Raw genomic sequence first — 23,183 nt, 5'->3', positions numbered from 1 at the left:
CAAAACCTAACACACAAAACTGAGCGCATAATAAAGTATTAGTAAAATTAGGTCAGCCTATAAAAGCAGTATTGAGTTAAAGTTTTAGAGTTAAACTGTTTCGGGGCATTTCTGATTTGGAAATGGCAGAATCGCCTATACGATCACTGCCATGTTAGTTTTGATACTTTAATGCTCGGTATAGAATGAGCTCTACCACAGGTGACAACACTACATTTTGCGTAGCAATTAGCTTATTTGATTATTTCGAGAGAAAACGGTGACTGTTTTTGCTCCACGAGAAAGTGCAACGTAAAGGTGTTTATTGTCCATTCCTCTATCATTAGCATCGAGAATTAAGCAATGATCGGCTTCCAGGCCTTTAAGTAGCAATGTTGAACCAATTGCTCGTTTAGGGATTCGGGTATCACCTTTTTGTCTTATCTGCTCCCTTATAATCATTGCTGACTCTGACATAGTTTTATCCGGTGAACTAACCGACAATGATACTGAGTCCTTCAATGCGGTATATGCGTTTCTACGGTATATCCTAGTACCATTTTTACTCTCAACTTCTTGGAGAGCCGTCAAAATGTCAGAGCGTTCATTACTAATGGCAACGTTAGATAGAGCATGTTCAAAGGTGGTAGGTGGTTGCCTGTTTCTTCCACCAAGAATACTTTGAACACGAGTTAATGTTCGTGTCATTTCAACATTAGTAACCATTGTACTCGCTGTGATAAGAATACTTTCTACCAGATTTATACCGTTTAAACGATCAAACTCGCTAGCTGCAGTAATAACCTGAGCTAATTGCACTTGCTCAACGACTTGAGTCGTATGGCTACTTTGCGCGTATCTATGTCGAGACCTTTCGTTCATTGAACTACCAATGACTAGGAAAGAATCAGTCTGATTTTGTTTAATTATCCTTTGCTGAACATTCTGCTGATTAATAAGGTCAGTCTGAGCGTTACCTGTTAGTGGATGCCACATCACGTGGTTCGGGCAATCGGTAAGATCTAAGATCCCTCTTCGTAGTAGTGTTTCTCTGGCTTCAAGTATCCATTCACCAAGGTCAGGAGCTCCCGCATTGTTCCAACGCCATGGCGTTCCTAAGGTTCCAAGCAATGGAAACCTTTGTTGCACTTCTTGCTGCCAGTCAGGCATTGGGCCTGCAAAACTGAATATGCATTGCATCGGGTCACCAAAAACCACCGTTGGCAGCACTTGTGAAAGGGAGGCGATGATATTATGTTGGTTGTTGTCACAATCTTGGTATTCATCTACTAGCAGTCTTGAATATGAAGCCTTTATGATTTCGTGAAGCCCCCCTGAATTAAGAGAACTAAGCACCGAACGCCTGAGTTCCGGATAAAACTGTCGAGGATTATCGGGTGATGCGCTGATTGGGCAAGATGTCGGAAAACTGTTAGCTATTCGAAGCGCCCAGCCATCAATAGTTGTCACTACATAATGAGAAGTAGGAACTGATAATCGGCGTAAGCGCTTCTTAAGAGCCGATACACCTGCGGTTGTATGTGTTAGAACCAATATCGGTTTTTGCACCCTAATCGACAAAGCTTCCGTAATCAGGTGTGTCTTACCACAACCTGCAGGCGCAACAATTGAACCTAAATCGCTATCGAGCACAGCTTCAATGTTCATAAATTAATCGCCCAACTAAATAGATTATGTACAGGCGTAGTTAAATCTTCTGTGAAAGAACCGTAATTAGGGCCAATAATATATCTGCCTACATTTTCTGCAGGTTCTATATCTTTAAACCAGCTCTTTTTATTGGCAGCTTTTGCGAGGATTACTCTTTGGTCATCTGTAAATCGGTCAAGGCAATCTTCTAGAGTTACCGACTGATTTGAATAAGCTTGAATATGAGCGTTTATTGAGTCGGCTCCTTTCCTTTCAACGGCCATATTCAATAGTTCTGGGATAATGGTCGTGGGACAAGCAGTAAAGATAACATCCTCTGTTGCTCTATTATGATCCCATTCAAATACAGAAATACCGGCTGCTATAGCATTTTCTCTGTGCTCTCGATGCTGTTCAGCTTTATCTGAATCCTTAAAAATTGCTGTAGGGTAACCTAATGACGAAAAAATTTGCGCTCTTGCAAACATGGCATCACCACCGCCGTCCGCACAATGGACGCCTTTGGATGTAATCGTCTGATCGAAATGAAGATCTATTCCTCTTATTATCCCAATTTCCGTTTTTCCTTCACATACGATAACACTTTTGCTGAAGAAGGATTCAGCGCAAGCGCGTAACGTTGCTTGTTGTAGACCTTCTCCGTTTAGACTGTATATAGTATGTTGAATATGTTTAGGGTCAAAAGCTACCTGAGCCGGTGTAGGTCTGCGCATTACGTGGAGTTGTTGAGCCTGCAATTCACGAAGCACATAAGGCGAGTGAGTGGTGATGAATACTTGCTGCGTTGGCTCAACATCTTTAGAGCCTAGCTCGTTGAGTAAACGAGTAATTCGATATGGCTCTAGTCCATATTCAGCTTCATCAACAATGATTACTTTAGAGTGACTGGCCGCTTTCTGCAGGCCGCTAATTAGAAGTCTGGACGAACCTGTGCCTAATTGTCTAAGAGGAGAATTATCACTGTTGTGAAGACTTATAGCCCCATTGGATAAGGAGATTCCATTTACATCTAATAATGCTTTCAGTTCGCCAACGGGAACACCTAAGTCATTGGATATATTCTGGACTTTTTGCAAAACGCCAGCAACCCCTTCAACTTGTTGTTGTGCGAAGGCTTCACGGGTTTGTCTTCCTAACTGCGCAAGAGTGCTTGAGACATCCAATGTCTCTTCAGAAAGTTTGTTAAGGATTGAACGGCTACCCCAAGCAAGGTTCTGGTGCGCAGTTGTGCCTAAGCGAGCAGGAGATAAAAGCTCTCTATGTTTCCATGGTAATCTACGTTCTAATCCATCCGCTTCAGCCCTTTCCGAATACAGTCGCCAATCTGGGTCTAAGTCACAATCTACAGTTAATTTTATGGTTAGAACAGTTTCAGTACCATGCTGAGGCTCATCAAGGATTTCTTGAGTAGTAGCATTATATCCCCTTAAGAAGAATCCATAGCTTTCGATATTCTTCAGATCATCACGCAGATCACCCAGGGTGATTGTTATCGATAGTGGAGATTGGATATTAAGTTGGTAAAAATCAGCATCGTTGAATGAATAAGAACGTCGAGCACCGAGCGTAAGATCGATAGCATCTAATAGTGTAGATTTACCTGAATCACCGGGGCCAATTAGGCAATTTAACCCTGGCTTTGGGTGCCATGATAGTTTTTTTGATTGTTCTAAAGTTTTGTATTTCTATATGGCGTATAACTGACATGAATAATTCTCTGCGTATTAAAGTAACAAACTTACACCAGTATACGCCTGGCATCTGCTAGATAATAAGATCACCAGCACTGATTTTACATTTTATGATACTACGCACTTAATGCAGACCTCTGAATAAATGAGGATTGAATGCGGTCCAACGAAAACTAAGTAGAAGTGCAGCAGACACGATTAGTCCATGTCCACTCTGGTTGAGGGTAGGTGAAGCCCGTGCTAGCTAGGAATGAGGTAACAGCTTGTTACCCAAATTAATTTTATGGCCGCTAGCGCTTCGTCCAGCACGTTTTGGGGCAAAAATGTGTTAGCCAATGTCCTACTCATTTCTTACCCACGAACTTCAATCTAGATCGCAATGTAAAGCCAAGATCAAAAAGGCGAACCAGTCGGTTCGCCTTTTTGTTATTTCAATATGACTTCTATTTTAGCGGATCGTTGTCTGGCAACGCGTTATGAATCCAGAGTGCCAGCCTGTGTTTGATGTTTGCGCCGTCGAGCTTGCTCTCGGGTAGTGGTGTGATTTGCTTGGCGTCGACCAAGAATAGGTAAATCGCTTTTACTTTTACGGGTTGTGGTGACTGAGGAAGGTCAAAGCCTTGCATCTTTGCCATCTTCCCAGCAATCTCAAGCGCTTTTTTAACCAGTTTATCTTCATTATGAAGCTTAGAGCTTTTTGACATTAATTGAATCCTCTTAATCGCTTGGGCTTAGAATACATTAAGTGCCACATATGGCGTGTTAGTAAGCTCTCATATAGAAAGTAGAAGCACTCTCACATTAAAAAAACGTGAAGCCTGCCAAAACAGTGAGTACACCAAAGCCCCCCATCCTCGCACCTATCTGGAACGTTTAAAACTGTAGAAGCAAATTCTTTTAAGATTTACTCGTTGACAAACTAGGTCGCACGTCCTAAATTAAAAATAGGACGAACGACCTAGTTATTTTAGAGAGACCATATATGCGATTGGGTAAGACAAAACTGAAGATCATTGAAGCGGCAAACACGCTGTTTTACCAGCAGGGATACGAGCACACCGCTCTGTCTCAGATCGCTAATGAAGTGGGGATCTCAAAAGGTAACTTTTACCACCACTACAAAACCAAAGACGACATTCTTGAAGCGGTATTGAACCAGCGTTTGGTCATGGTTGAACAAGCGTTGGTGTCATGGGAAACGGAGTACAAACAGCCGGAACTTAGGATTCGCAGCTTTATTCAGTCGGCAGTGGCTACCCAATCTCAAACCCAGAAATTTGGTTGCCCTATTGGTTCATTAACGGCAGAACTCAATAAGCTGACTCACCCTTCTCAGAATGAAATGAAAAGGTTCTTCGCCTTGTTTCGAAACTGGTTATCAAAGCAGTTTGAAGAGCTCGGTTTTCAAAGCCAGGCAGACCAGTATGCCGTGCATCTTATAACGCAGAGTCAAGGTGCAGCGTTGCTCGCACAAACATTTGAAGATGAGTCCATTGTTTCTGAGCAGGCGGAGCGAATGGAGTCCTGGTTATCAGAATTGATTGAAAGAAAAACAAGTTAAACAGTTGGAGAGAAGAATGGATACAGTAATCATTGATAAAAACAAATTTAAACGCGACTCCTGGACAGAAAAAGAAAACAGCAACGCCGAACTGATCATGGATTTTGTCCAAAATATTATGAATAACCACGACTTCGAGTACGTAAAAAGCAAATACGACAACTCCAACTATGTTCAGCATAACCGCGGAATTCCAGACAAAATGATGGGTGTGATTGAGTACGTTAAGAAGTTTGCTGGTCGTTTCCCGGAGTTCTCTTACGATGTGAAAAGCGTTTATGTCGATGGTGATTACGTTACCCTGCACTCTCACGCGACAATCAAGAAATCCCACAGAGGCAATGATAAAAAAGGCATGAACATCGTCGATACATGGAGAATCAATGGCTCAGACATCGAAGAACACTGGGATGCGATTCAGCCGCTCGATACCTTTATGCGCTTTTATACCCTAGTCGCTGGCGGCGCAGTTCGTAATTCCAATGGTGTTTTCTAAAAACACGCTCAGCAAGGCTGAGCTATGCATAAAAACAGAAGCCAGCAGAGGCAGGCTTCTGTTTTTTTAGGTTTCAACGTCAGGCATTCTTTGGTGGTGTGAATGCCGTCAGTTCGAGCGCTGGACCTTCGTATTTTTCAATTCTCACTAAGGATGAATTGGCGGCGCAGCCGTTGGCTAGGCGAGAGGTTGGAATGTCTAAAGTCAGTGCGTTGGCACAACCGTTTTTGCACAAACCCGATTTGTGGTCGAGGTCTAGCCACCCTCCTTCGTGAATACATACGGAACCTTGCTTGATCCCGTCAGTGACTAATGCGCCCACCAGCACCTGTCCGCGGTCATTGAATGCACGTACCAAATCTCCCTGCTTGATGCCTCTTGCCTTGGCATCCTCAGTATGGATGGAGATCGGCTCGCGATTGGCGATGGCGTAATCTTCACGAATCGCCGCGTAGTTAAACTGGCTATGTAAGCGATGAGCGGCATGGGCGGTAACGAGTTGCAACTCGCCACTTTTCGCATTCCCAGTGTACTCCGTTGGTTCTAGCCATGTTGGGTGTGCCGGGCAATCTTCCAAGGCATAGCTTTCGATGGTTTTTGAAAATATCTCGATCTTTCCACTGGGCGTACCCAATGGGTTGAGCACAGGGTCTTTACGAAAATCAGCATGACGGACAAACTTCGCAGCTTTCTTGTTGAACTTCATTTCAATCAGCTCATTCTTGCTCCAGAATTGTCCAAATTTTGGCATACGGATACGCGCTGTGCGCCCGGCTTTTTGGGCTGTTTCGTAAAACGATTTTAGCCAGCCCATTTCGTCTTTGCCTTCAGTGAAAACATCTTTCCCGCCGGATTTCAGTTTTTCAGCCATATCGGCAAATACATCAAAGTCGTTTCGGGCTTCTCCCTGAGGTTCCACCACCTGCTTCATCGGTACGAGATGCTGGTTACTGTAGTCCCCTGTCATCGTCATATCGTTTCGTTCGAACGAGGTTGTAATGGGCAGCACAATATCTGCATGTTTTGCTGCGGCAGTCCAGTACGGCTCGGATATGACGATCAGCTCTGGTTTTTGCCACGCTTTAATCAGTCGATTGCTGTCTTGATGATGCGTAAAGTTCGCGCCACCTGCCCACCAGATCATTTTGATATCTGGGAACGTGAGATCGTGACCGTTGTGTTTAAAAGATTTACCCGGATTTTCCAGAGCTTCAACAATTCGCGCTACTGGGAACGCATTCACCGCGCCAGAGACTGCCCAGTCGTTCCCTGCTGAAGAACCTCCGCCAACAGACGCGGATATGGCAGGAAGCACCGCAGCATCACGTGTTGGGTTTCCTCCATTGGAATAGTGATAAGACAGCCCAAATCCACCGCCCGGCAAACCAATCTGCCCCAGCATCGAAGCTAGCGTTACCAGCATCCAGTGGCGCTGTTCTCCGTATTGCTGGCGCTGGATTCCCCATCCAGACATTAACAATGTGCGGTGTTTACTGAAAATATCTGCCAACACTTCTAACTGCTTCGCGGGTACACCACAGATATTCGATGCCCACGCTGAGGATTTTTCAACGCCGTCTTCTTTACCGAGAAGATAGCTTTCAAAACGGTCGTATCCAGTGGTGTACTTGTTAAGAAATGCCTTGTCGTGTTTGTTATTTTTGACCAGTGTATGGGCAATCCCCATCATCATTGCAACATCAGTCATTGGATGAGGCGCAATCCATTGAACGCTGTCGCCTAAGAAATCAATGGTCTCGGAGCGCATTGGATCGATGGCGATCAGAGTTTTGCCCGATTTCTTCAACTGGTGGAAGAATTCTAGCCCCTGACAGTCTGTTGAAGTCCAGGCAATCTTGAGCGTGTTTAAAGGGTTCATTCCCCAAAGCACCACCACATCACTATGTTCGAGTACGACAGGGTAAGTGGTTTGTTGCTCGTACACTTCGATAGAGCCCATAACGTGCGGCATGATAACTTGTGCCGCCCCTGTCGAATAATCGCCAAGGTGCCCTGAGTAACCACCAGCCATACTCATGTAGCGCTGCAAAAGTGTCTGAGCTTTGTGCAATACACCACTGGAACGCCAGCCGTAAGAACCCGCAAAGACCGATTCAGCGCCATGAGCCTGCCGGATTCGCATGTGCTGTTCATGGATCAAAGCGTAAGCGTCATCCCAGGATACGCGGACAAACTCGTCCTTTCCTCGCTCTCCGGCTGGTGCCGACGGATTGGCAAGATACCCTTTGCGAACCATCGGATACTTGACGCGGGCTTTGGTGTGCACCTGATCCGGTCCCGTCACTTGCAAGCTGTTTGCAACGGTTTGAGCAAGTGCATTCTTAGTCGAAATCAGTTTTCCATCTTTTACTTCACACAAGATAGGTCCCATGCGACCGGCGGTCAGCACACCAGAGCCTCGCTTCGTCTTCGCCAGTGCCGACAAAGGGGTAAACGAAGTGAACGCCAGCGCGCCTGCGGTCATACTGGTTCCTTTAAGGAAACCTCGACGTGTTAATTCAGTCATAATGCTATCCTTCTCTATTTAGTGCCCAGCCACGTCTTTGGCGTGGTGCTGGAAGAACTTGGTAAGTATTTCCAAATCAGGTTCTGAAATGTCGGTTCGTTCGCCCATGCTCTTGGCTACTGGTCCCCATGCATTGACCGTAAAATGATTAGCCGGGATCTTGGAATGGCATGTCGCGCAGTAAACGTTGTCGAGCTCCGTGGCGTACGCCCATATAGGCTCTGGAGAATCCAGCACTGGTGCACTCGTGGTCGCGGTGAGCGTCGCGGTTCGCCACTCGTTTCCGTACTCATCGGCTTCATAATCGCCATGTTTGACCGCTGCCTGTCCTTGTTCGGAAAGCATGGCGACTATCGCTCGCTGCCCTCTTCCCAGGTAAAGCACCTGTTCTGCCCCTTTCATCTGATAAGCCTCCAGACGAACCTCTCGGGAGGTTGGGGTCTGGGCAATAACTTCGAGTTTGGTGGTGGGTCGGATTGAACCGTACTCTCCGATTTCTGCATCAGAAACGGTGTACACATATTTTGCAGAATCTGGTGTCTGATCAGTCAATGCCATTAAACGTTCAAACGCTTCGCTGTCCATTTCTGGCTCCGGGGCAAAGTGAGCGACACCTTTGTGACAATCAATACAGGTTTGTGAATTTTCTATTCCGTATTGATGCATTTTGGCGGCGTCTTCGGTCTGCTCGTAAAGATCCATTGCACCGAACTCATGGCAAGATCGGCAAGTGGCTGAGTCATTGGCTCGCATTTGTTCCCATACGGTTTCAGCCATGGCAACGCGGTGGGTTTCATACAGCTCTTCATCGCCAATTTTCCCGGTCACAAACTCGTGGTAAATGTCTTTCGTTGCCCGAATTTTGGTAATGATGTAATCGATGGGTTGATTCGGGATATGGCAATCGGAACATTCCGCGCGTATGCCCTTTCCATTGGTGAAATGCACCGACCCTTGATATTCCTCATAGGGAATTTGCATCGAGTGGCAAGACAAACAAAATGAAGTGCTGGAGGTGTAGTGCATGACAGCTGCTGAGCCTCCTAAAAGAGCCCAACCGATCAGGACACCCATTGCGATTAATACCGTGATATAACGTTTTCTGTTTTTCATAATTTGAAACACTTATTCACACAATCACACGATTCACTTTAGGTTTACTCCTAAAGTGGTAGTTTCATTTTGATCCACATCATACCCACTCTCTTATTGTGGTTTTTGTCATTAAAACTGATAGATTCATCAATATAGAATGCCAACGCAGTGTTTCCTGCTTAATGACCAGATATCGAAAGTTGGGTTCTAGAGATCTGCGTTGACGAAAATGAGAAATGTCGGGCAGTTATCGAAGTACTGTTAAATTGGGGCTGTGAGGCGTTAGATAAGGCAAGGCACGTATTTGCCTTTTTCATTTTTTACCGTCAATAAATGCGCTGATAAGGTTGACCAATCGTCCAGAATAGATAATAACTATCAAAAACTTAATAACTATAAATCCTATAAATAGAAGGAAACAGACATGGGTCAATCTATGCGCTTCACGCTGCTTGCTGCGTTGATTTCTGGCGCTTTTTCATCTGCCCACGCGACGCAAACAGCGTCAGCAGACTCTTCTCAATCAGATGCTCCACTGTGGTTAAGACACACGGCACTCTCGCCAGACGGCAAACAGCTGGCTTTTACCTACAAAAGCAAAATTTATCTTGTATCCAGCGAAGGGGGCGAAGCCCGCGCCATTACCAGCGGCGATTTCTACCCTCACAGTTTGATGTGGGGACCAGATAATCAGACGCTGGCATTCGCCGCTAACCCATATGGCAACGACGACGTGTTTACCGTGTCTCTTAAAAGCGGAAAGATGATTCGTCACACTTACCATTCTGGGTCGGACGTTCCTACTTCGTTTACTGAAAACGGCGACGCACTGCTTTTCAGTACAACGCGAATTTCCAGCAAGGAACAGGATTTTTACAGCTTGCCTGAATGGTCGTTGAGTCCGTTGGGTAACCATTTGTACCGCGTTGAGCTGGATTCCCAAAACGCCTCTGCTACGCTCGCAATGCCTGCTAAACATGCGGTTTGGAATCGAGATGAGAGCAAGCTGCTGTATAACTCTCCTCACAAAGATCAGCCGTTTCGTAAACATCAACGCTCTTTCGCTGTGCCGAACATTTGGCTTTATGACAAATCGAGCGGAGAACACAAACAGCTCACAGAAAACCGAGTGGCGGCGCAACGCCCTGTCTGGAACAGTGACCAGACCGGTTTCTACTATCTGAGTGAGGCTGATGGCAATTTCAACGTCTGGTTATATGACTTAGCCACCGCTGAGAAAACCCAGATTACGCATTTCGATACCCATCCAGTTCGTCACCTGACGATGGACGACAGCGATAACCTCGCGTTTTCTTACAATGGGGAAATATACACGCTTAAGAATGGGGAATCTGACGCTCGTAAAGTGAGCATCAACATTCACCACTTTACGCCAGAACCAAGCCAATTCATTTACACCAACAAAACCACGAGGTTCGCACCTTCGGAATACGATCCGGGCGAGTTTCTTCTGAACTCGTATGGTGACGTTTATGCTTACAACGCAGAAACGTCTGAAGTGAAAGCATTAACCAAAACCATTGAAGAAGAAAAGCACGTTAATTTCACCCCAGATGGTTATGGCGCGGTTTATAGCGCCCTGCGTGATGGGAAATGGGGGCTTTACACCACGTTTTCTGACACGGAAGAAGAGCTGCTGTCTGATGCCATAACCCGCGAAGAAGCCCCGCTACTGGTGTCTGACGATCACAACATCACGCACCCTAAATATTCCCCAGATGGAAACAAACTTGCTTTTGTGGTTAATGGTCGAGCCCTGCACGTTCTGGATTTAAGCGAGAGCGAAGAAGAGTCCGTTGTCGAGAAAGTCAAAGACGCGATGGTGACTGAGGACAAGTCGGTCGATCTTGGCGTAGAACTGATTGCTCCCGACCTGATAAGTAATTTCAACGGCATCGATTACGCCTGGTCACCAGATTCTTCCCAGCTGGCGGTGCACCTATCTCCTACTCCGTACTCTAACCAAATTCATGTGGTTAAAGCCGATGGCAGCAGCCCATCGGTGAATGTTTCCCAAAGCGGGTTTATTAACGCGATGCCTAGCTGGAGTGCCGACGGACGCGTTTTGTATTGGGCAACCACCAAATACGGAGTGAAGTCTGTATCGGGAGATGATCTCGACCTCACGATAAGCGGTGTGTTTGTTAACAGCCGGGCGAAGAAAGACTTCAAAGACGATCTCGAATTGCCGGAAGAAGGCGAACAGGTTCCAAGCTATGCATTCAACGAAAACAACATTGAATACCGAGAAGCTTTCCACCTGCCGTTTTCAAAGATGGTGCTGGGCGCTCACCTTCTGGGTGATAACTTGCTGGTGGTGGACGTAGAACCCGACCTATCAGGCGACTATAAAACCAACGGACTCATTTACAATATCCGAACTCAGGAGACCTACTCGGTATTTTCTAACCAGCCAGAAGCTTACGCTGTTTACGTGACTGAAAATCAGGAGTTCGCTTATCTGCTTACCGAATACGACATTATCGAAGTGGACGTAGACTCTGGGAAACGTATACGTTACCCGATCGACCTGCCAGTTGAATTTGAGGCGGAGCCAAGACGTATTGCCGCGTTTGACCAGATCGTACGTCAAACCAAAGAGCAGTACTATCGCCCGGACATGGGCAACGTAGACTGGGATTTCTATAGCAAGAACTACCGTAAGTTTTTGCCACACATCAACAATGATCTGGACTTCGCTGAAGTATTAAGCGAGATGAGTGGTGAACTCAATGCGTCTCACACTGGCGCTTATGGGTATGCGCCGGAATCCATGCGCTACGACGATACCGCTTCCCTTGGGTTGATCTTTGCAGAAAACATTTCAGGTAACGAACCTACGAATGAAGATTCCAGCTCTCAGGGGCTTGTTATCAGTGAGATCTTGCCCGGAGGCCCCGCGGATGTGGAGGACATCGTACTTAAACCCGGAGACCGAGTCATCGCGATCAATGGCAACCCTGTCTCTAATTTAGCGAGCCTTGCAAAGCAGTTAAATAATAAGGCACAGGTGCCGGTTTCTGTCACCTTGCAACGAGTTGAAGGACGCCACTGGCATCAGGAAATCACACCTATCGACAGCTACGAGCAATATTCGATCATTGCGAAACGCTGGGAGCTAGAACGCCGTAAATACGTTCTTGAGAAAAGCGACGGTAAAGTCGGGTATGTTTATCTGCCTGAAATGAACTCCGCCAGCTTTGAGCATCTTAGAGCAGAAGCGTTAGGGCGATTACGTAATACTGAAACCTTAATCATTGATGTTAGATTCAATGGCGGTGGCTTCCTTGCCGATACGCTTATTGAGTTTCTGACGGCTCAGAAAGTTGCTGATCTGGTGCCGAGAAAAGGCAAGCCAGCTTCTGATGCAGGTCGCCGTAGCTGGCTGAAACAGTCGGTCGTTCTTGCTAATGCCTCGTCTTATTCCGAAGGTTCTGCATTCAGCCAGTACTACCAAGATCTGAAAGTGGGTCCTATCGTGGGTGAGCCAGTACCGGGCACCGGAACCGCGGTGAACACGGCGGGGTCGGCTGTTTACCCAGACATCAGTTACGTATACCCATTCCTGCCACTCAAAACACCGGATGGTCGCTACTATGAAAATCTGGAGCTGATACCGGATGTTCAGGCATTCAATCTGCCTTCAGAAGTAGAGAACGGAATCGATAGCCAGCTTGACGCCGCAATTGCGACGGCTCTTAAGCAGATTCAGCCAAAATAGCTAGGATCAGTTGACCCTAAACTCTGAAAACCACAGGCGAGCCAATTGGCTCGCTTTTTTTGTATTCAGCCCTCTAAAAATCACCCCCTGACACCAGTTGTCAGCAAGGAGTGCTATGTTGGAATTTCCATCTCATCAAACTATGGAAATCAAGCCATGCACTCACCCATCAATATCAAATGCTTATGCGGTCTTGTTACGCTCCAACTGACTCATTTACCGGAACGTTTTTCTGTGTGCCACTGCTCTTCCTGTCAGACATGGAATGGAGGACCAACAATGATGGCGCCGTGTGGTGAAAATGTGGTGGTTCTGGGCAAAGAGCACGTGAAGGAGTTTCGCTCTTCTGAATGGGCACGTCGCGCTTTTTGTAAAGAATGTGGCAGCCATATGTACAGTCGGTTTGTGAATACCGGAACGTTTAACATTCCTGCTGGGCATTTTGCTTCCTTTGCCCAAATGACAATGGAGACGCAATACTTTATCGACAGAAAACCAAGCTATTACTCATTTGAAGACGAATCAGAAACCCTGACTTCGGAAGAAGTATTCGCCCTGTTTACTCAATCCAGCTAGGGAGAATATGTACATGAACTCGGCTTATTGAATCAAAGCAATAAACAAATAACTTCCAATTCCAAATGACGCCAAAAGGCTCAGAGTCATGAAAATAGAGCGAAAGTTGTCGTTTCCACTCAGATAGCCATAGGTGTATCCCAACCTCGCCAGTGCAAATCCCACCACCCAGACATAAGCAATAATGCTAGGGGGAGAAACAAACAGAAAGGGTAATGTAACCGCTAAGAAACACACCGTATTTTCCGTTGCGTTTCGGTGAGCATTATGCGCCCTTTCCAATTCCTGCCACGCGACTTGAGTCGCGTCCTGTTTGTTGTAATCGCTGGCTTCCCATTCTTCCGGCGTCGCATAGAGTTTGTACCTCACCCGAGTTGTTTCTGTCGCTGTCATTAACCAAGCATGATTAATGGCAAGTAATACGCCCGATATGGCTAAGGAGCTCAGTACAGGAGTGGAAGGAATTGAGGGAACTAAAGGAGGAATGTTGGTAATGAGCAGGTTTACTGCAACGCCAATGATTAAGACAACAAACGGGTAAATAAGCACAAATTTCATGTACTTCTTTTGCTTTTCATCTAATTCACTCATGAAGCCTTCCTTGTATCTGAAAGAGTGGTTTTTCCATGAACCTGATGAGTGATTATCCACTGTTAAAGTGAAATTTGATATTAAAAAAGCCTCCCAGAATTCTGAGAGGCTTGAGCACTTATATCCATTTCGAGTTTAAGAGTTAAAACTCAAAATCTACAGCGGCGTAGAATGCGCGGCCCACATCTACATTGTTGTAGTCGTTCTCCTGCTCGTACAAACGATGGTCAGTGATGTTAGTGACACCCGCCTTAATCTTGAAGTCGTTATTGACCTGGTAGCTACCACCCAAGTCGATAGTCGTATATGGCTTCAAATCACGAACTTCGGAAGTTCTGGTCGCACTGTCGAAATGCGCATACACCTGATCACCGGTGTATTTTACGTCTGTAAACAAGGTCAACTCATCGGTGGCAAGCCAGTTCAGACCTGCATTCGCCATGACCTCTGGAGTGTAAGCCAGTTTCTCGTCGGTTTTCTTATCCTTAGCGTCTGTGTACGTCAGGTTCGCTGTCAGGTATACAGAATCAGACAGATCGACTTCACCATCAATCTCGATACCTTTGGTTTCCACTTCGTTAATATTGATCATTGAAATGATCTTCTTACCATCAGGTGCGATGCCAACAGTGGAATGCCTATCCCTGCTGATCATATCTTTCAACTGATTGTGGAATGCTGTGCCTTGAACAAACCATGTTGGCTGGTTGTACACAGCAGTTAGCTCGAAAGATTTTGATGTTTCAGGTTTAAGGTCCGGGTTACCCTGAAGGTAACAACGTCCTCCACAGCTGATCATCAGAAGTTTATCTGAGGAATGCCAGATATTCGGTGCTTTAAAGCCTTCACCATATCCCCCTTTAAGCGTCAGATTGTCTGTCGCCTGGAAGACAAGGTAAGCACGAGGACTAAAGTGTGTGCCGAATTCATTATGCTTGGTGTAACGACCACTCACGGTTAAGGTTAGTGGGTCGGCGATAGCAATTTCATCCTGAACGTAAATGGCACCTTGCTGGTTCGTCTCATTATCTGTGTAGAATTTGGTATGAGAAATTTCCGTGCGGCTGAAATCGAATCCGGTTGTGATTGAGTGATTATCAAGAGCAAATACCACTTTCCCATCCAGGTTGTGGTTACGTTGAGTACCCGTCATTTCACCTTTTAAATCTGGATGGGAGTTGTCTTCCAGAATTTTGGTGTCTTCGTAGTAATAGTTGAAACTGTTGATACCCCAATCCCAGTCGCGTTCGTAACCGACACCGACATTGACTCGCTCACTCTTGTATTTATTAGCTTCGCGATCGTCTAAAGGTGCTACACGGTCATCCTTCATAAAGCCAAGGTCGAACAAAACTTTATCGCGGTCAGACGCTAGCCAGGTCACCGTCGTATCAACACTTAAACGCTTCTGGGACTCCTGAAGATTGGAGTATTTTACGTCCTTATCATCAATCTCCCATGCGTCTCTGTCGCTGACATCCACATTGGCGTGATACAAAATTGCATCTGGCACCAGTGAACCACTAACAAAGATGCTGCCATTTTTTAAAGCACCACCACCATTTTGCGGGTGTTTGTAACCAACAGAACCCGCCACGAAGGTTTCTTCGGCTGGCTCTTTGAGGATCACGTTTACCACACCACCAATCGCTTCACTACCATAAAGGGTAGACATAGGACCACGAACTACTTCAACACGGTCAATGGCGCTTAGAGGGATACTCGACATGTCGAAAGATCCACGGACAATCGCATCTTTCGAGCTGATTTTTCTGCCATTAACTAACAGCAGAGTATAGGCGGAATCCAAACCACGGATTTTGATTGATGGTTCTGAGCCACCAAAGTTTTCTACTTGAAGACCCGCTAGTTTACCTAGAGCATCGGTAATATCTGTTGCAGGAATTTTATTGATCTCTTCACTGGTAACCACGGTGACAGATGCCGGAGCCTGATGAACAGAAACCTGACTGGATGTTCCCGTTACTACCATCACTTCATCATTTTCCTGAGCCAAGGCTGGAGCTACCGAAAGAGCGGCTGCCACTGCGCAGCTCAACTTCAACAATTTCATTATTTTTCCTTTATGCTTGCTACTTTACTGACATTGGAAACAAGCTTGTCAGCCCGTCTGCCAATGTGATGCGCCAACTGAAATAATCGTGTCCGCTGGCAAATTCCTTAAACGTCACGTCGTAGCCCTTTCTTTTGAGCACGTCATGCATATGTCGGTTGGTCTCTAAGATGTTGGCGAAATCCGGAAGAAGTTCGAATGCACCAGCATTGTGGTAAACCTGAATTGGCTTTCTGGTGTTTTCTTCGATTTCCCGGTTCAACCACATGCCAGACTCTCCTTTTGGTGACCACCAGAAAGATCCTGACTGACTGAGCACTTTGCCAAATTCATCAGGGTGCTGAAATGCTATATAAAGAGACGCCAACCCACCGTAGCTTGAACCAGAAAGCGCAGTGTTCTCGGCTTTCGGTGCAATGTGATACTGCTGACTTAACCAGGGCATGAATTCTGTTGCGAGCATCCTGGCGAAATCAGGGTTTGGGGTAAGCTCAACGCCTCTTAATTTCTGAGAGGGGTTATTTAGAAAGACCGCTCGCATAGGTGGTATCTGCTGAGTCTCGATAAGATAATCGAGCAATTTCGGTGTTTTCGCCCGATGCAGATAGGAATCCCCGTCAAACAAAATCAGTAAAGGAGCGTCAGCTTCAAGCGCCTTGTCATTGTATGGTCGATAAATGGCAACGCTTCTTGTGTTACCCAGTTGCTCACTGGCAAATTCGTGTTCGCTGACAGTTCCTGCATTTTCGGTGTTTTCATCCAACCAATCTCCACTCGGCGGGTGGCCGTGAGTTACGGTCGACAAAGCAATCCCTTCCTCGGAAATGTCCCAAGGGTGATGGTTGTTCGGGTCGAGTTGTAAGTTCGCCAGCACCGCCATCCGCTGCTCTCTTCCTTTCGGATTTTCAAGCTGAGGCATATTTGGAGACATTCGGTAAGAAAGCCTGAAGTCCTTTGGCACTACATAAGTCTTATGCCACAGGTCTGCACCTTCCAATTTTGAAAGGTAGGCATGACCATCGTATGGTGCGCCTAACAATCGGACATTATTCGCTTTCCCTTTCCAGAGAAACGTGACTGACACATTTTCAGTATCATGGGGCTCAATGTATGGCGTCCCTTTTTGACTGACCTTTTCCCAAAATAATTTTTCAGCCGACGATTTCCCTTTCAGGAGATCTTTTTGTAAGGCGACGAGGTCTGGGCTGACTGGAGGTGCTTTCGGATTGACAATTTGATCGGGCTTAAGAGGCACAGTAGCAAGACTGACAGTAACGTTGGCATTCTCATTTCCCGCTTCAACCTGAATGGTGTATTTCCCTGCTTTTTGAAGATGGAGAAATATCGGAGCTTCAGAATCGTTGGTCAGCAAGGTTCGCTCAAAAGAACCGGATTCATCCCTCACCTTGACTTTGGATAACGCTGACTGACTTTCAATCCCTCCTCTTAAATACTTCTCTGACTGAGTCGTCAGAAAAATGCGAGAAGTCTCACGAGTTTTCACTTCTAATTGAATCCGATTCGGCGCATCTTCTACCGAATAGATCTGCTCACCTTTAGGCTCCGCAGAAATAACACCAGAAGTGACCAAACCCAGAGATAGACAAGCTGCAGAAACCGAGAACACGTTTTTCATAATCGCAAATGGTAATGATTATCATTGTCAGAAAATTGGCGCGATTATACGTAGACTTATCAATAGGTAAAGAAGTGTTACATATTTGAGATTGCCCCTCTTTATGACTATTTCAATAGGCAAATAGCCAACAAAATTAGGCATAAATTTTGTTTGATCGGAACTGAAAAGCGGCAGCAATTTGCTACCGCTTGGTGGTCTTTTTGACTCGTTTTACAGCTTAATAAGCAGCTTCCCTTTGTTCTCACCAGTGAAGAAAAGATTCATCGCCGACATCGCCGTTTCCAATCCTTCTAAAACATGAGTCCGGTATTTAATTTTCCCTTGCAGAACATAAGGCGTCAGCTTTTGCAGTAGGTCAGGAATGTCGCCATAGTGGTCTGGCATAGCAAATCCCTGAACGGTTATGCGCTTCTTAATCAGAGGAATCCAGTTTGGTCCGGCAGAAGGTTCCGCTGCCGTGTAATCGGCTATCATACCGCACACTACGATTCGGCCATGGGCATTCATGCTATCGAAAATATGATGCTGAATCGGACCGCCCGTATTTTCGAAGAACACATCGACACCGTCCGGTGTCAGCTTAGCAAGTCTGGATTTCAAATCGTCTGTCTTGTAGTTAATTGCGCCATCAAAACCCAATTCGTTAACGATCCAGTCCGCTTTTTCGTCGCTGCCAACCACGCCGATTACGCGTAAGCCTTCTGCTTTAGCCAATTGACCAACAATAGAGCCCACAGAACCCGCGGCCCCCGTTACAACCAGTGTTTCACCGGATTTTGGTTTGCCTACATTAAACAGACCCTGAGTGGCAGTTAGCCCGGGTAATGCGAACACAGCGAGCGCGGTTTCAGGGTCGATATTACTTTGTACTTTGTTGACACCTTGACCGCTGCTTAGGGTGTATTCTGTCCAGCCCATCATGCCCATAACTTTGTCACCAATCGCAAAGTCAGGATGATTAGAAGCGACAACTTCACCGAAACCGCTGGAGCGCATACGAGTGTTTAACGCCACTGGAGGAATGTAGCTCTCTTCATCTGGCATCATCCAGCCAATCATTGCTGGATCCATCGACATGTGAGTTTGCTTAATCAGAAACTCCCCTTCTGCGGGTGTCGGGATTTCATTCTCAACGACTTCAAAAAGTTGGGGACCAATTGGGCTGCCATCAGGACGTTGAGTCAAAAGAATTTCTTTATACAGAGTCATGCTTATCTCCTTAATTTTCGCAGGCAGTATTGCACATTTGATTCATTGCAAATAGCCTACATATAGCGAATCACTTTTGTTAAAAAGACAATAATATGGATAAGTTCCGAGCTCTCTCTTACTTTGTGGAAACCGCCGAGAACGGCAGCTTCTCGGCAGCGGCTAAACGTTTTAAGGTTCCTGCCTCTTCTATTTCACGACGTATTTCAGATCTGGAATCCGATCTTGGTGCGCAGCTACTCACGCGAAGCACCCGTTCTGTTGCTCTGACTGAAGTTGGAGAGCAGTATCTCAAGCAGGTTAAAGGAATTCTTGAACAGGTCAGCCAATCAGATCAGATGGTGAAGAGTTATCAGTCAGAACCAACTGGTGTACTTAAAATCAGTGCCATGGTGGGATTTGGTGAGAGTATTCTGCTTCCTATTCTGGATGAATTTTCTGCCCTATATCCGGAGATAACACTGGATGTTGTGCTTAGTGATCAGCTATCAAAGCTTGATAAAGACGATGTGGATATCGCAATTAGAGGTGGTTATGCACCGGATGAACGTGTTGTCGCCGTCAGGTTAATGGATAATGATTTTGTTGTGGCTGCCTCACCAGCTTATTTGGCGACTCACGGCTCTCCATGTTCATCACAGGAATTGAAACATCACCAGGGTTTGTTTTTCAAAACGCCAGTGGGAGCAACGCCTTGGCTGACTGAAATAAACGGAGAATGGCTGGATGTCTCTGGCAATCCGAAATTGGTTACAAATAACGGAGAGTGGTTACTACAAAAGGCGATTCAGGGGCAAGGCATATTGATGCTGCCTCGATGGGTTTTACAGCCAGTATTTGATAGTGGGGATTTGGTAGAACTGGCGTTTGATGATCCCGTTCAGGTGAGCGTGGGTCGGGATCTGGCTATATTTCTTCTCTACCAGAAACTGGAATACTCCATTCCCAAAATAAAAGCCGCAGTAGATTTCATTACTGAAAAAGTTCGCGGCTTCTGACGGGATGTTTTAGATTCAATAAGTTACTCAGATCAGTTTCTGAATGATTTTTCCGACACCATCCTCCAGCGAAACAGAAGCGACAGCACCATTAATCAAAGTCAGATTCGGTGGAACATGACCAATATCGAGGTCATACATAACCGGAATACCAAGCAGGCTTAAGTGTCTGTTTAAAACGTCTTCATAGATCAGTGCTGAATCGGCATCAGAATCGACCACGGCGTTTCTGCCTAGCAGTAGCCCATCGATACATTCAAATACCCCTTTGAACTTCATGCTGAGTATGGCTCGCGTCAGATCCAATGGCGACATTTCGGCATTTTCCAGATAAAGCAGTACGCCTTCATCCGACTGACTTTTCATACTTTGCAAATCCAGATACTTGGTACCAAAAAGATGAATCAGCGTATCCCAACAGCCACCGATCAACCTCCCCTCCATAGTGGTGGAGTGTGTCGGTTCAGTAAGCCATTTCCACTGAGTTGGGGTATCAGGGTTTAAGACGGCTTGTGGGTTTTCCGAAATTGGCGGCCAGCTTCTTGTATGTGCGAGGGAAGAAACCTGTTCAAAATCGCCGCCGCGCTCAGTGCTGAAATGTTGAAAAGTTTGCGCCGTTAAACGCTCCGTGGCGTTTTCTGTTAAATCCATCAGGTTCGGGCTGTGGGCGGTTGCCCAGCCCAATTGGCTTGTCAATACTGCGGTTAAAGTGCTGATGTCTGAGAAGCCCATTACCCATTTCGGCTTAACATCTTTTAGTTTTTCAAAATCCAGCAGTGGCAATAGCTCCATTGCTAACTCCCCTCCCCAAGGAGGAGCAATGGCATCAATATCGTCGTCCAGAAGAAATGCCATCAATTCGTCAGCTCGCTCATCGGCTGGCGCACTGGCACTTTTGTGGTTACCTCTGAGACATTTCCCCTCTACTACTTGAAAACCAAGATTTTCGAGATAGCACTTAACATACTGGATCCGCGGTTCATGCTCTGGCTGAATACCAGAAGACGGAGCAGTGATGGCAATCGTGCTTCCTGCCACTAGAGGTAAAGGGTACTTCATAGGTTTCATTCCGTTGTTAGTGAAAAATCCAATGTAAACAAATGACTAACTCAATACCAGAGGAAACGATTTAACAAATAAAAAGAAGACAAAAAGCTGATAGCTCAGGAAAAAATTCGGTGGTACCTATGTTTTAATGGAACTTCCCCGACGACCAACTTCACATTATCAATATTGAGATAACCTTTGTAACGCTCAGGCTACAACTTGGATTTGCGCCGTTCTCGAAACAATAAGAACTTTATAAAGCAGTCCAACACAAGGCAGCGATACATACCTATCTAAATGATTTAAAATAGATTTACTTTAATTCCATCAGTTTCGACAGCCCAAAAAACCTTTCAACAAGTCGGGATACCGCTGCCAATACTCATTAGTATTATGTCACTTTTGGAACTAATCATTTTCATTTATTCCCTATATCAATAAAAACGAAAGCGCTACATTCACGCCGAATTAACATAAATAACACAAGTATAAAAATTACTCAGATCTGTACATTTCAGTAGAAATGACTGTCTGATGCCTTTAAGAGGTTGTATCCATGAGTGAAACACTTTTAGCCCTAATTGCCTTTTCACCTATTGTGGTGGCGGCAATCCTCTTAGTTGGTCTTAACTGGCCAGCCAAAAAAGCCATGCCAGTGGCTTTTGCTTTAACCGTTGCGATTGCGCTTGTCTTTTGGGACATGTCGGCAAACCGTGTCATCGCCTCTGTATTCCAGGGTTTAGGCATTACGGTGTCTGTCCTTTGGATCGTATTCGGTGCCATCTTCTTACTTAACACTTTAAAACACACCGGTGCGATTGCGACCATACGTAATGGCTTCACCAATATCTCTCCAGACCGCCGAGTTCAGGCCATTATCATTGCCTGGTGTTTCGGCTCCTTTATTGAGGGTGCTTCAGGGTTTGGTACGCCAGCTGCGATTGCAGCACCATTAATGGTGGCTATCGGCTTCCCTGCACTAGCTGCCGTTCTAATGGGCATGATGATTCAGTCTACTCCCGTATCTTTCGGCGCAGTTGGTACGCCCATCATCGTTGGTGTAAATAAAGGTCTGGATACCCACAACATCAGTGAAGCGCTGATTGCCAATGGATCTACCTGGGAAGCTTACTTACAGCAGATTACTTCTAGTGTCGCTCTGACTCATGCCACTGTAGGTACTTTGATGCCCGTTCTGATGGCGATGATGCTGACTCGTTTCTTTGGTAAAAACCGTAGCTGGACTGAAGGGTTGGATATTCTTCCATTTGCGCTGTTTGCAGGTATTGCTTTCACCGTTCCTTATGCCCTGACAGGTATTTTCCTTGGCGCTGAATTCCCGTCTCTGATTGGTGGACTGGTTGGTCTGGCAATCGTGGTAACAGCGGCAAAGAATGGCTTCCTTGTACCTAAATCCAAATGGGATTTCGAAAGCGAGGACAAATGGCAGGCAGAATGGCTTGGTACGCTAAAAATTGAACTGGACGACAACAAAGGCAAACCGATGAGCCTTGTTGTTGCGTGGCTTCCGTACGTATTGCTTGCCGTTATTCTTGTAGCCAGCCGCGTAAGCGCTGAGCTCAAATCGCTGCTTCAGAGTGTCAGCCTTTCCTTTGGTAACATCCTTGGCGAAACAGGCATTAGCACTGCAATTCAGCCTCTTTATTTGCCTGGTGGCATTCTGGTATTCGTGGCTTTCCTTGCTGTGCTTATCCAGTCGCGTAGCGCCACACCGTTAGTAAAAGCGTTTGGCGAATCAAGTAAAACACTGATCGGTGCCGGGTTTGTATTGGTATTCACCATTCCTATGGTTCGAATCTTCATTAACTCAGGCATTAACGGAGCCGATCTGGCGAGTATGCCAGTCACCACAGCAAACTTTGCGGCGGGTCTGGTAGGCGAAGCTTTCCCTGCTCTGAGTGCAACTGTCGGCGCTTTGGGTGCGTTTATCGCGGGTTCGAATACCGTTTCTAACATGATGTTTAGCCAGTTCCAGTTTGAAGTGGCACAAACGCTGTCCATTTCGAGTGCGGTTGTCGTTGCCCTTCAGGCTGTTGGCGCGGCTGCCGGTAACATGATTGCCATTCACAATGTGGTTGCAGCATCTGCAACGGTTGGTCTGCTTGGTCGTGAAGGTGCGACATTGCGCAAAACGGTCATTCCAACTTTCTATTACCTTGTAGTAACGGGTGTGATTGGCATGGTCGTTATCTATGGGTTCAATATGACCGACGCATTAATGTAAATAAACAGAGCGGGCTTTAAAGCCCGCCATAAAAACAAGTAT

The 23,183-nt window shown here is 46.0% G+C and carries 16 protein-coding genes; 6 read left to right on the top strand and 10 right to left on the bottom strand.

Annotation, left to right across the window (positions count from 1 at the left end; all coding sequences use genetic code 11):
• Positions 1–228: 228 nt before the first annotated feature.
• From INR79_RS22805 to INR79_RS22795, 3 genes are all read right to left on the bottom strand, one after another.
• Complete coding sequence (locus INR79_RS22805) at positions 229–1,647, bottom strand: UvrD-helicase domain-containing protein (RefSeq protein ID WP_223100157.1); 1,419 nt, start codon at positions 1,645–1,647, stop codon at positions 229–231.
• On the bottom strand, positions 1,644–3,269 hold the full coding sequence (locus tag INR79_RS22800; RefSeq protein WP_410482918.1) for an ATP-dependent nuclease: 1,626 nt from the start codon (positions 3,267–3,269) through the stop codon (positions 1,644–1,646). Before INR79_RS22800 ends, INR79_RS22805 begins: the two co-directional genes overlap by 4 nt.
• Positions 3,270–3,784: 515 nt before the next feature.
• On the bottom strand, positions 3,785–4,045 hold the full coding sequence (locus INR79_RS22795; RefSeq protein WP_004408908.1) for a DUF5062 family protein: 261 nt from the start codon (positions 4,043–4,045) through the stop codon (positions 3,785–3,787).
• Between the two features lie 278 nt (positions 4,046–4,323).
• On the opposite strand from INR79_RS22795, the gene INR79_RS22790 reads away from it, so the two are divergent.
• Both INR79_RS22790 and INR79_RS22785 read left to right on the top strand, forming a co-directional pair.
• Complete coding sequence (locus INR79_RS22790) at positions 4,324–4,902, top strand: TetR/AcrR family transcriptional regulator (protein WP_223100152.1); 579 nt, start codon at positions 4,324–4,326, stop codon at positions 4,900–4,902.
• 16 nt (positions 4,903–4,918) lie between these two features.
• Positions 4,919–5,398 (top strand): ester cyclase, encoded by a 480-nt coding sequence (locus INR79_RS22785; protein WP_022589370.1) that lies wholly within the window; start codon positions 4,919–4,921, stop codon positions 5,396–5,398.
• A 79-nt stretch (positions 5,399–5,477) separates the two neighbouring features.
• Here INR79_RS22785 and INR79_RS22780 read toward each other — a convergent pair whose 3' ends face one another.
• Together INR79_RS22780 and INR79_RS22775 are read right to left on the bottom strand one after the other, a co-directional pair.
• Positions 5,478–7,925, bottom strand: a complete 2,448-nt coding sequence (locus INR79_RS22780; RefSeq protein ID WP_223100150.1) for a molybdopterin guanine dinucleotide-containing S/N-oxide reductase — start codon at positions 7,923–7,925, stop codon at positions 5,478–5,480.
• Positions 7,926–7,943: 18 nt separating this feature from the next.
• Complete coding sequence (locus tag INR79_RS22775; RefSeq protein ID WP_223100148.1) at positions 7,944–9,038, bottom strand: NapC/NirT family cytochrome c; 1,095 nt, start codon at positions 9,036–9,038, stop codon at positions 7,944–7,946.
• A gap of 406 nt (positions 9,039–9,444) precedes the next feature.
• Between INR79_RS22775 and INR79_RS22770 the strand changes: the two genes are divergently transcribed.
• Positions 9,445–12,762 (top strand): S41 family peptidase, encoded by a 3,318-nt coding sequence (locus INR79_RS22770; RefSeq protein WP_223100146.1) that lies wholly within the window; start codon positions 9,445–9,447, stop codon positions 12,760–12,762.
• Positions 12,763–12,918: 156 nt separating this feature from the next.
• Positions 12,919–13,338 (top strand): GFA family protein, encoded by a 420-nt coding sequence (locus INR79_RS22765; RefSeq protein ID WP_262415470.1) that lies wholly within the window; start codon positions 12,919–12,921, stop codon positions 13,336–13,338.
• 24 nt (positions 13,339–13,362) lie between these two features.
• Here the strand turns inward: INR79_RS22765 and INR79_RS22760 are convergent, their stop codons facing one another.
• The 4 genes from INR79_RS22760 to INR79_RS22745 all read right to left on the bottom strand — a co-directional run bounded on the left by INR79_RS22760 (position 13,363) and on the right by INR79_RS22745 (position 18,851).
• On the bottom strand, positions 13,363–13,929 hold the full coding sequence (locus tag INR79_RS22760; protein ID WP_223100143.1) for an MAPEG family protein: 567 nt from the start codon (positions 13,927–13,929) through the stop codon (positions 13,363–13,365).
• Positions 13,930–14,071: 142 nt separating this feature from the next.
• Positions 14,072–16,003 (bottom strand): TonB-dependent receptor domain-containing protein, encoded by a 1,932-nt coding sequence (locus INR79_RS22755; RefSeq protein WP_223100141.1) that lies wholly within the window; start codon positions 16,001–16,003, stop codon positions 14,072–14,074.
• Positions 16,004–16,022: 19 nt separating this feature from the next.
• Complete coding sequence (locus INR79_RS22750) at positions 16,023–17,639, bottom strand: alpha/beta hydrolase-fold protein (RefSeq protein ID WP_223100139.1); 1,617 nt, start codon at positions 17,637–17,639, stop codon at positions 16,023–16,025.
• Between the two features lie 213 nt (positions 17,640–17,852).
• Positions 17,853–18,851: an NADP-dependent oxidoreductase gene (locus INR79_RS22745; protein WP_223100137.1), complete on the bottom strand. Its 999-nt coding sequence runs from the start codon at positions 18,849–18,851 to the stop codon at positions 17,853–17,855.
• A 95-nt stretch (positions 18,852–18,946) separates the two neighbouring features.
• Here INR79_RS22745 and INR79_RS22740 point away from each other — a divergent pair, with 95 nt between their 5' ends.
• A complete protein-coding gene (locus INR79_RS22740; protein WP_223100135.1) occupies positions 18,947–19,849 on the top strand; it encodes a LysR family transcriptional regulator in 903 nt (300 codons plus the stop codon).
• Positions 19,850–19,876: 27 nt separating this feature from the next.
• Here INR79_RS22740 and INR79_RS22735 read toward each other — a convergent pair whose 3' ends face one another.
• Positions 19,877–20,908, bottom strand: coding sequence for a S66 peptidase family protein (locus INR79_RS22735; protein ID WP_223100133.1), 1,032 nt, complete (start codon positions 20,906–20,908; stop codon positions 19,877–19,879).
• A gap of 544 nt (positions 20,909–21,452) precedes the next feature.
• Between INR79_RS22735 and INR79_RS22730 the strand changes: the two genes are divergently transcribed.
• Positions 21,453–23,141: an L-lactate permease gene (locus INR79_RS22730; RefSeq protein ID WP_223100131.1), complete on the top strand. Its 1,689-nt coding sequence runs from the start codon at positions 21,453–21,455 to the stop codon at positions 23,139–23,141.
• Positions 23,142–23,183 lie beyond the last annotated feature (42 nt).

It is taken from the genome of Vibrio sp. SCSIO 43132, from assembly GCF_019904195.1.
GTDB classification, from domain to species: Bacteria; Pseudomonadota; Gammaproteobacteria; order Enterobacterales; family Vibrionaceae; genus Vibrio; species Vibrio nigripulchritudo.
This window is presented reverse-complemented; position numbering and strand designations above follow the sequence as displayed.

Bases quoted from the DNA above. Each gene is read 5' to 3' on its own strand.
- INR79_RS22805 (WP_223100157.1), bottom strand. From the start codon at position 1,647: ATGAACATTGAAGCTGTGCTCGATAGCGATTTAGGTTCAATTGTTGCG.
- INR79_RS22740 (WP_223100135.1), top strand. From the start codon at position 18,947: ATGGATAAGTTCCGAGCTCTCTCTTACTTTGTGGAAACCGCCGAGAAC.
- INR79_RS22775 (WP_223100148.1), bottom strand. From the start codon at position 9,038: ATGAAAAACAGAAAACGTTATATCACGGTATTAATCGCAATGGGTGTC.
- INR79_RS22770 (WP_223100146.1), top strand. From the start codon at position 9,445: ATGGGTCAATCTATGCGCTTCACGCTGCTTGCTGCGTTGATTTCTGGC.
- INR79_RS22750 (WP_223100139.1), bottom strand. From the start codon at position 17,639: ATGAAAAACGTGTTCTCGGTTTCTGCAGCTTGTCTATCTCTGGGTTTG.
- INR79_RS22755 (WP_223100141.1), bottom strand. From the start codon at position 16,003: ATGAAATTGTTGAAGTTGAGCTGCGCAGTGGCAGCCGCTCTTTCGGTA.
- INR79_RS22795 (WP_004408908.1), bottom strand. From the start codon at position 4,045: ATGTCAAAAAGCTCTAAGCTTCATAATGAAGATAAACTGGTTAAAAAA.
- INR79_RS22790 (WP_223100152.1), top strand. From the start codon at position 4,324: ATGCGATTGGGTAAGACAAAACTGAAGATCATTGAAGCGGCAAACACG.
- INR79_RS22780 (WP_223100150.1), bottom strand. From the start codon at position 7,925: ATGACTGAATTAACACGTCGAGGTTTCCTTAAAGGAACCAGTATGACC.
- INR79_RS22765 (WP_262415470.1), top strand. From the start codon at position 12,919: ATGCACTCACCCATCAATATCAAATGCTTATGCGGTCTTGTTACGCTC.
- INR79_RS22760 (WP_223100143.1), bottom strand. From the start codon at position 13,929: ATGAGTGAATTAGATGAAAAGCAAAAGAAGTACATGAAATTTGTGCTT.
- INR79_RS22735 (WP_223100133.1), bottom strand. From the start codon at position 20,908: ATGAAGTACCCTTTACCTCTAGTGGCAGGAAGCACGATTGCCATCACT.
- INR79_RS22745 (WP_223100137.1), bottom strand. From the start codon at position 18,851: ATGACTCTGTATAAAGAAATTCTTTTGACTCAACGTCCTGATGGCAGC.
- INR79_RS22730 (WP_223100131.1), top strand. From the start codon at position 21,453: ATGAGTGAAACACTTTTAGCCCTAATTGCCTTTTCACCTATTGTGGTG.
- INR79_RS22785 (WP_022589370.1), top strand. From the start codon at position 4,919: ATGGATACAGTAATCATTGATAAAAACAAATTTAAACGCGACTCCTGG.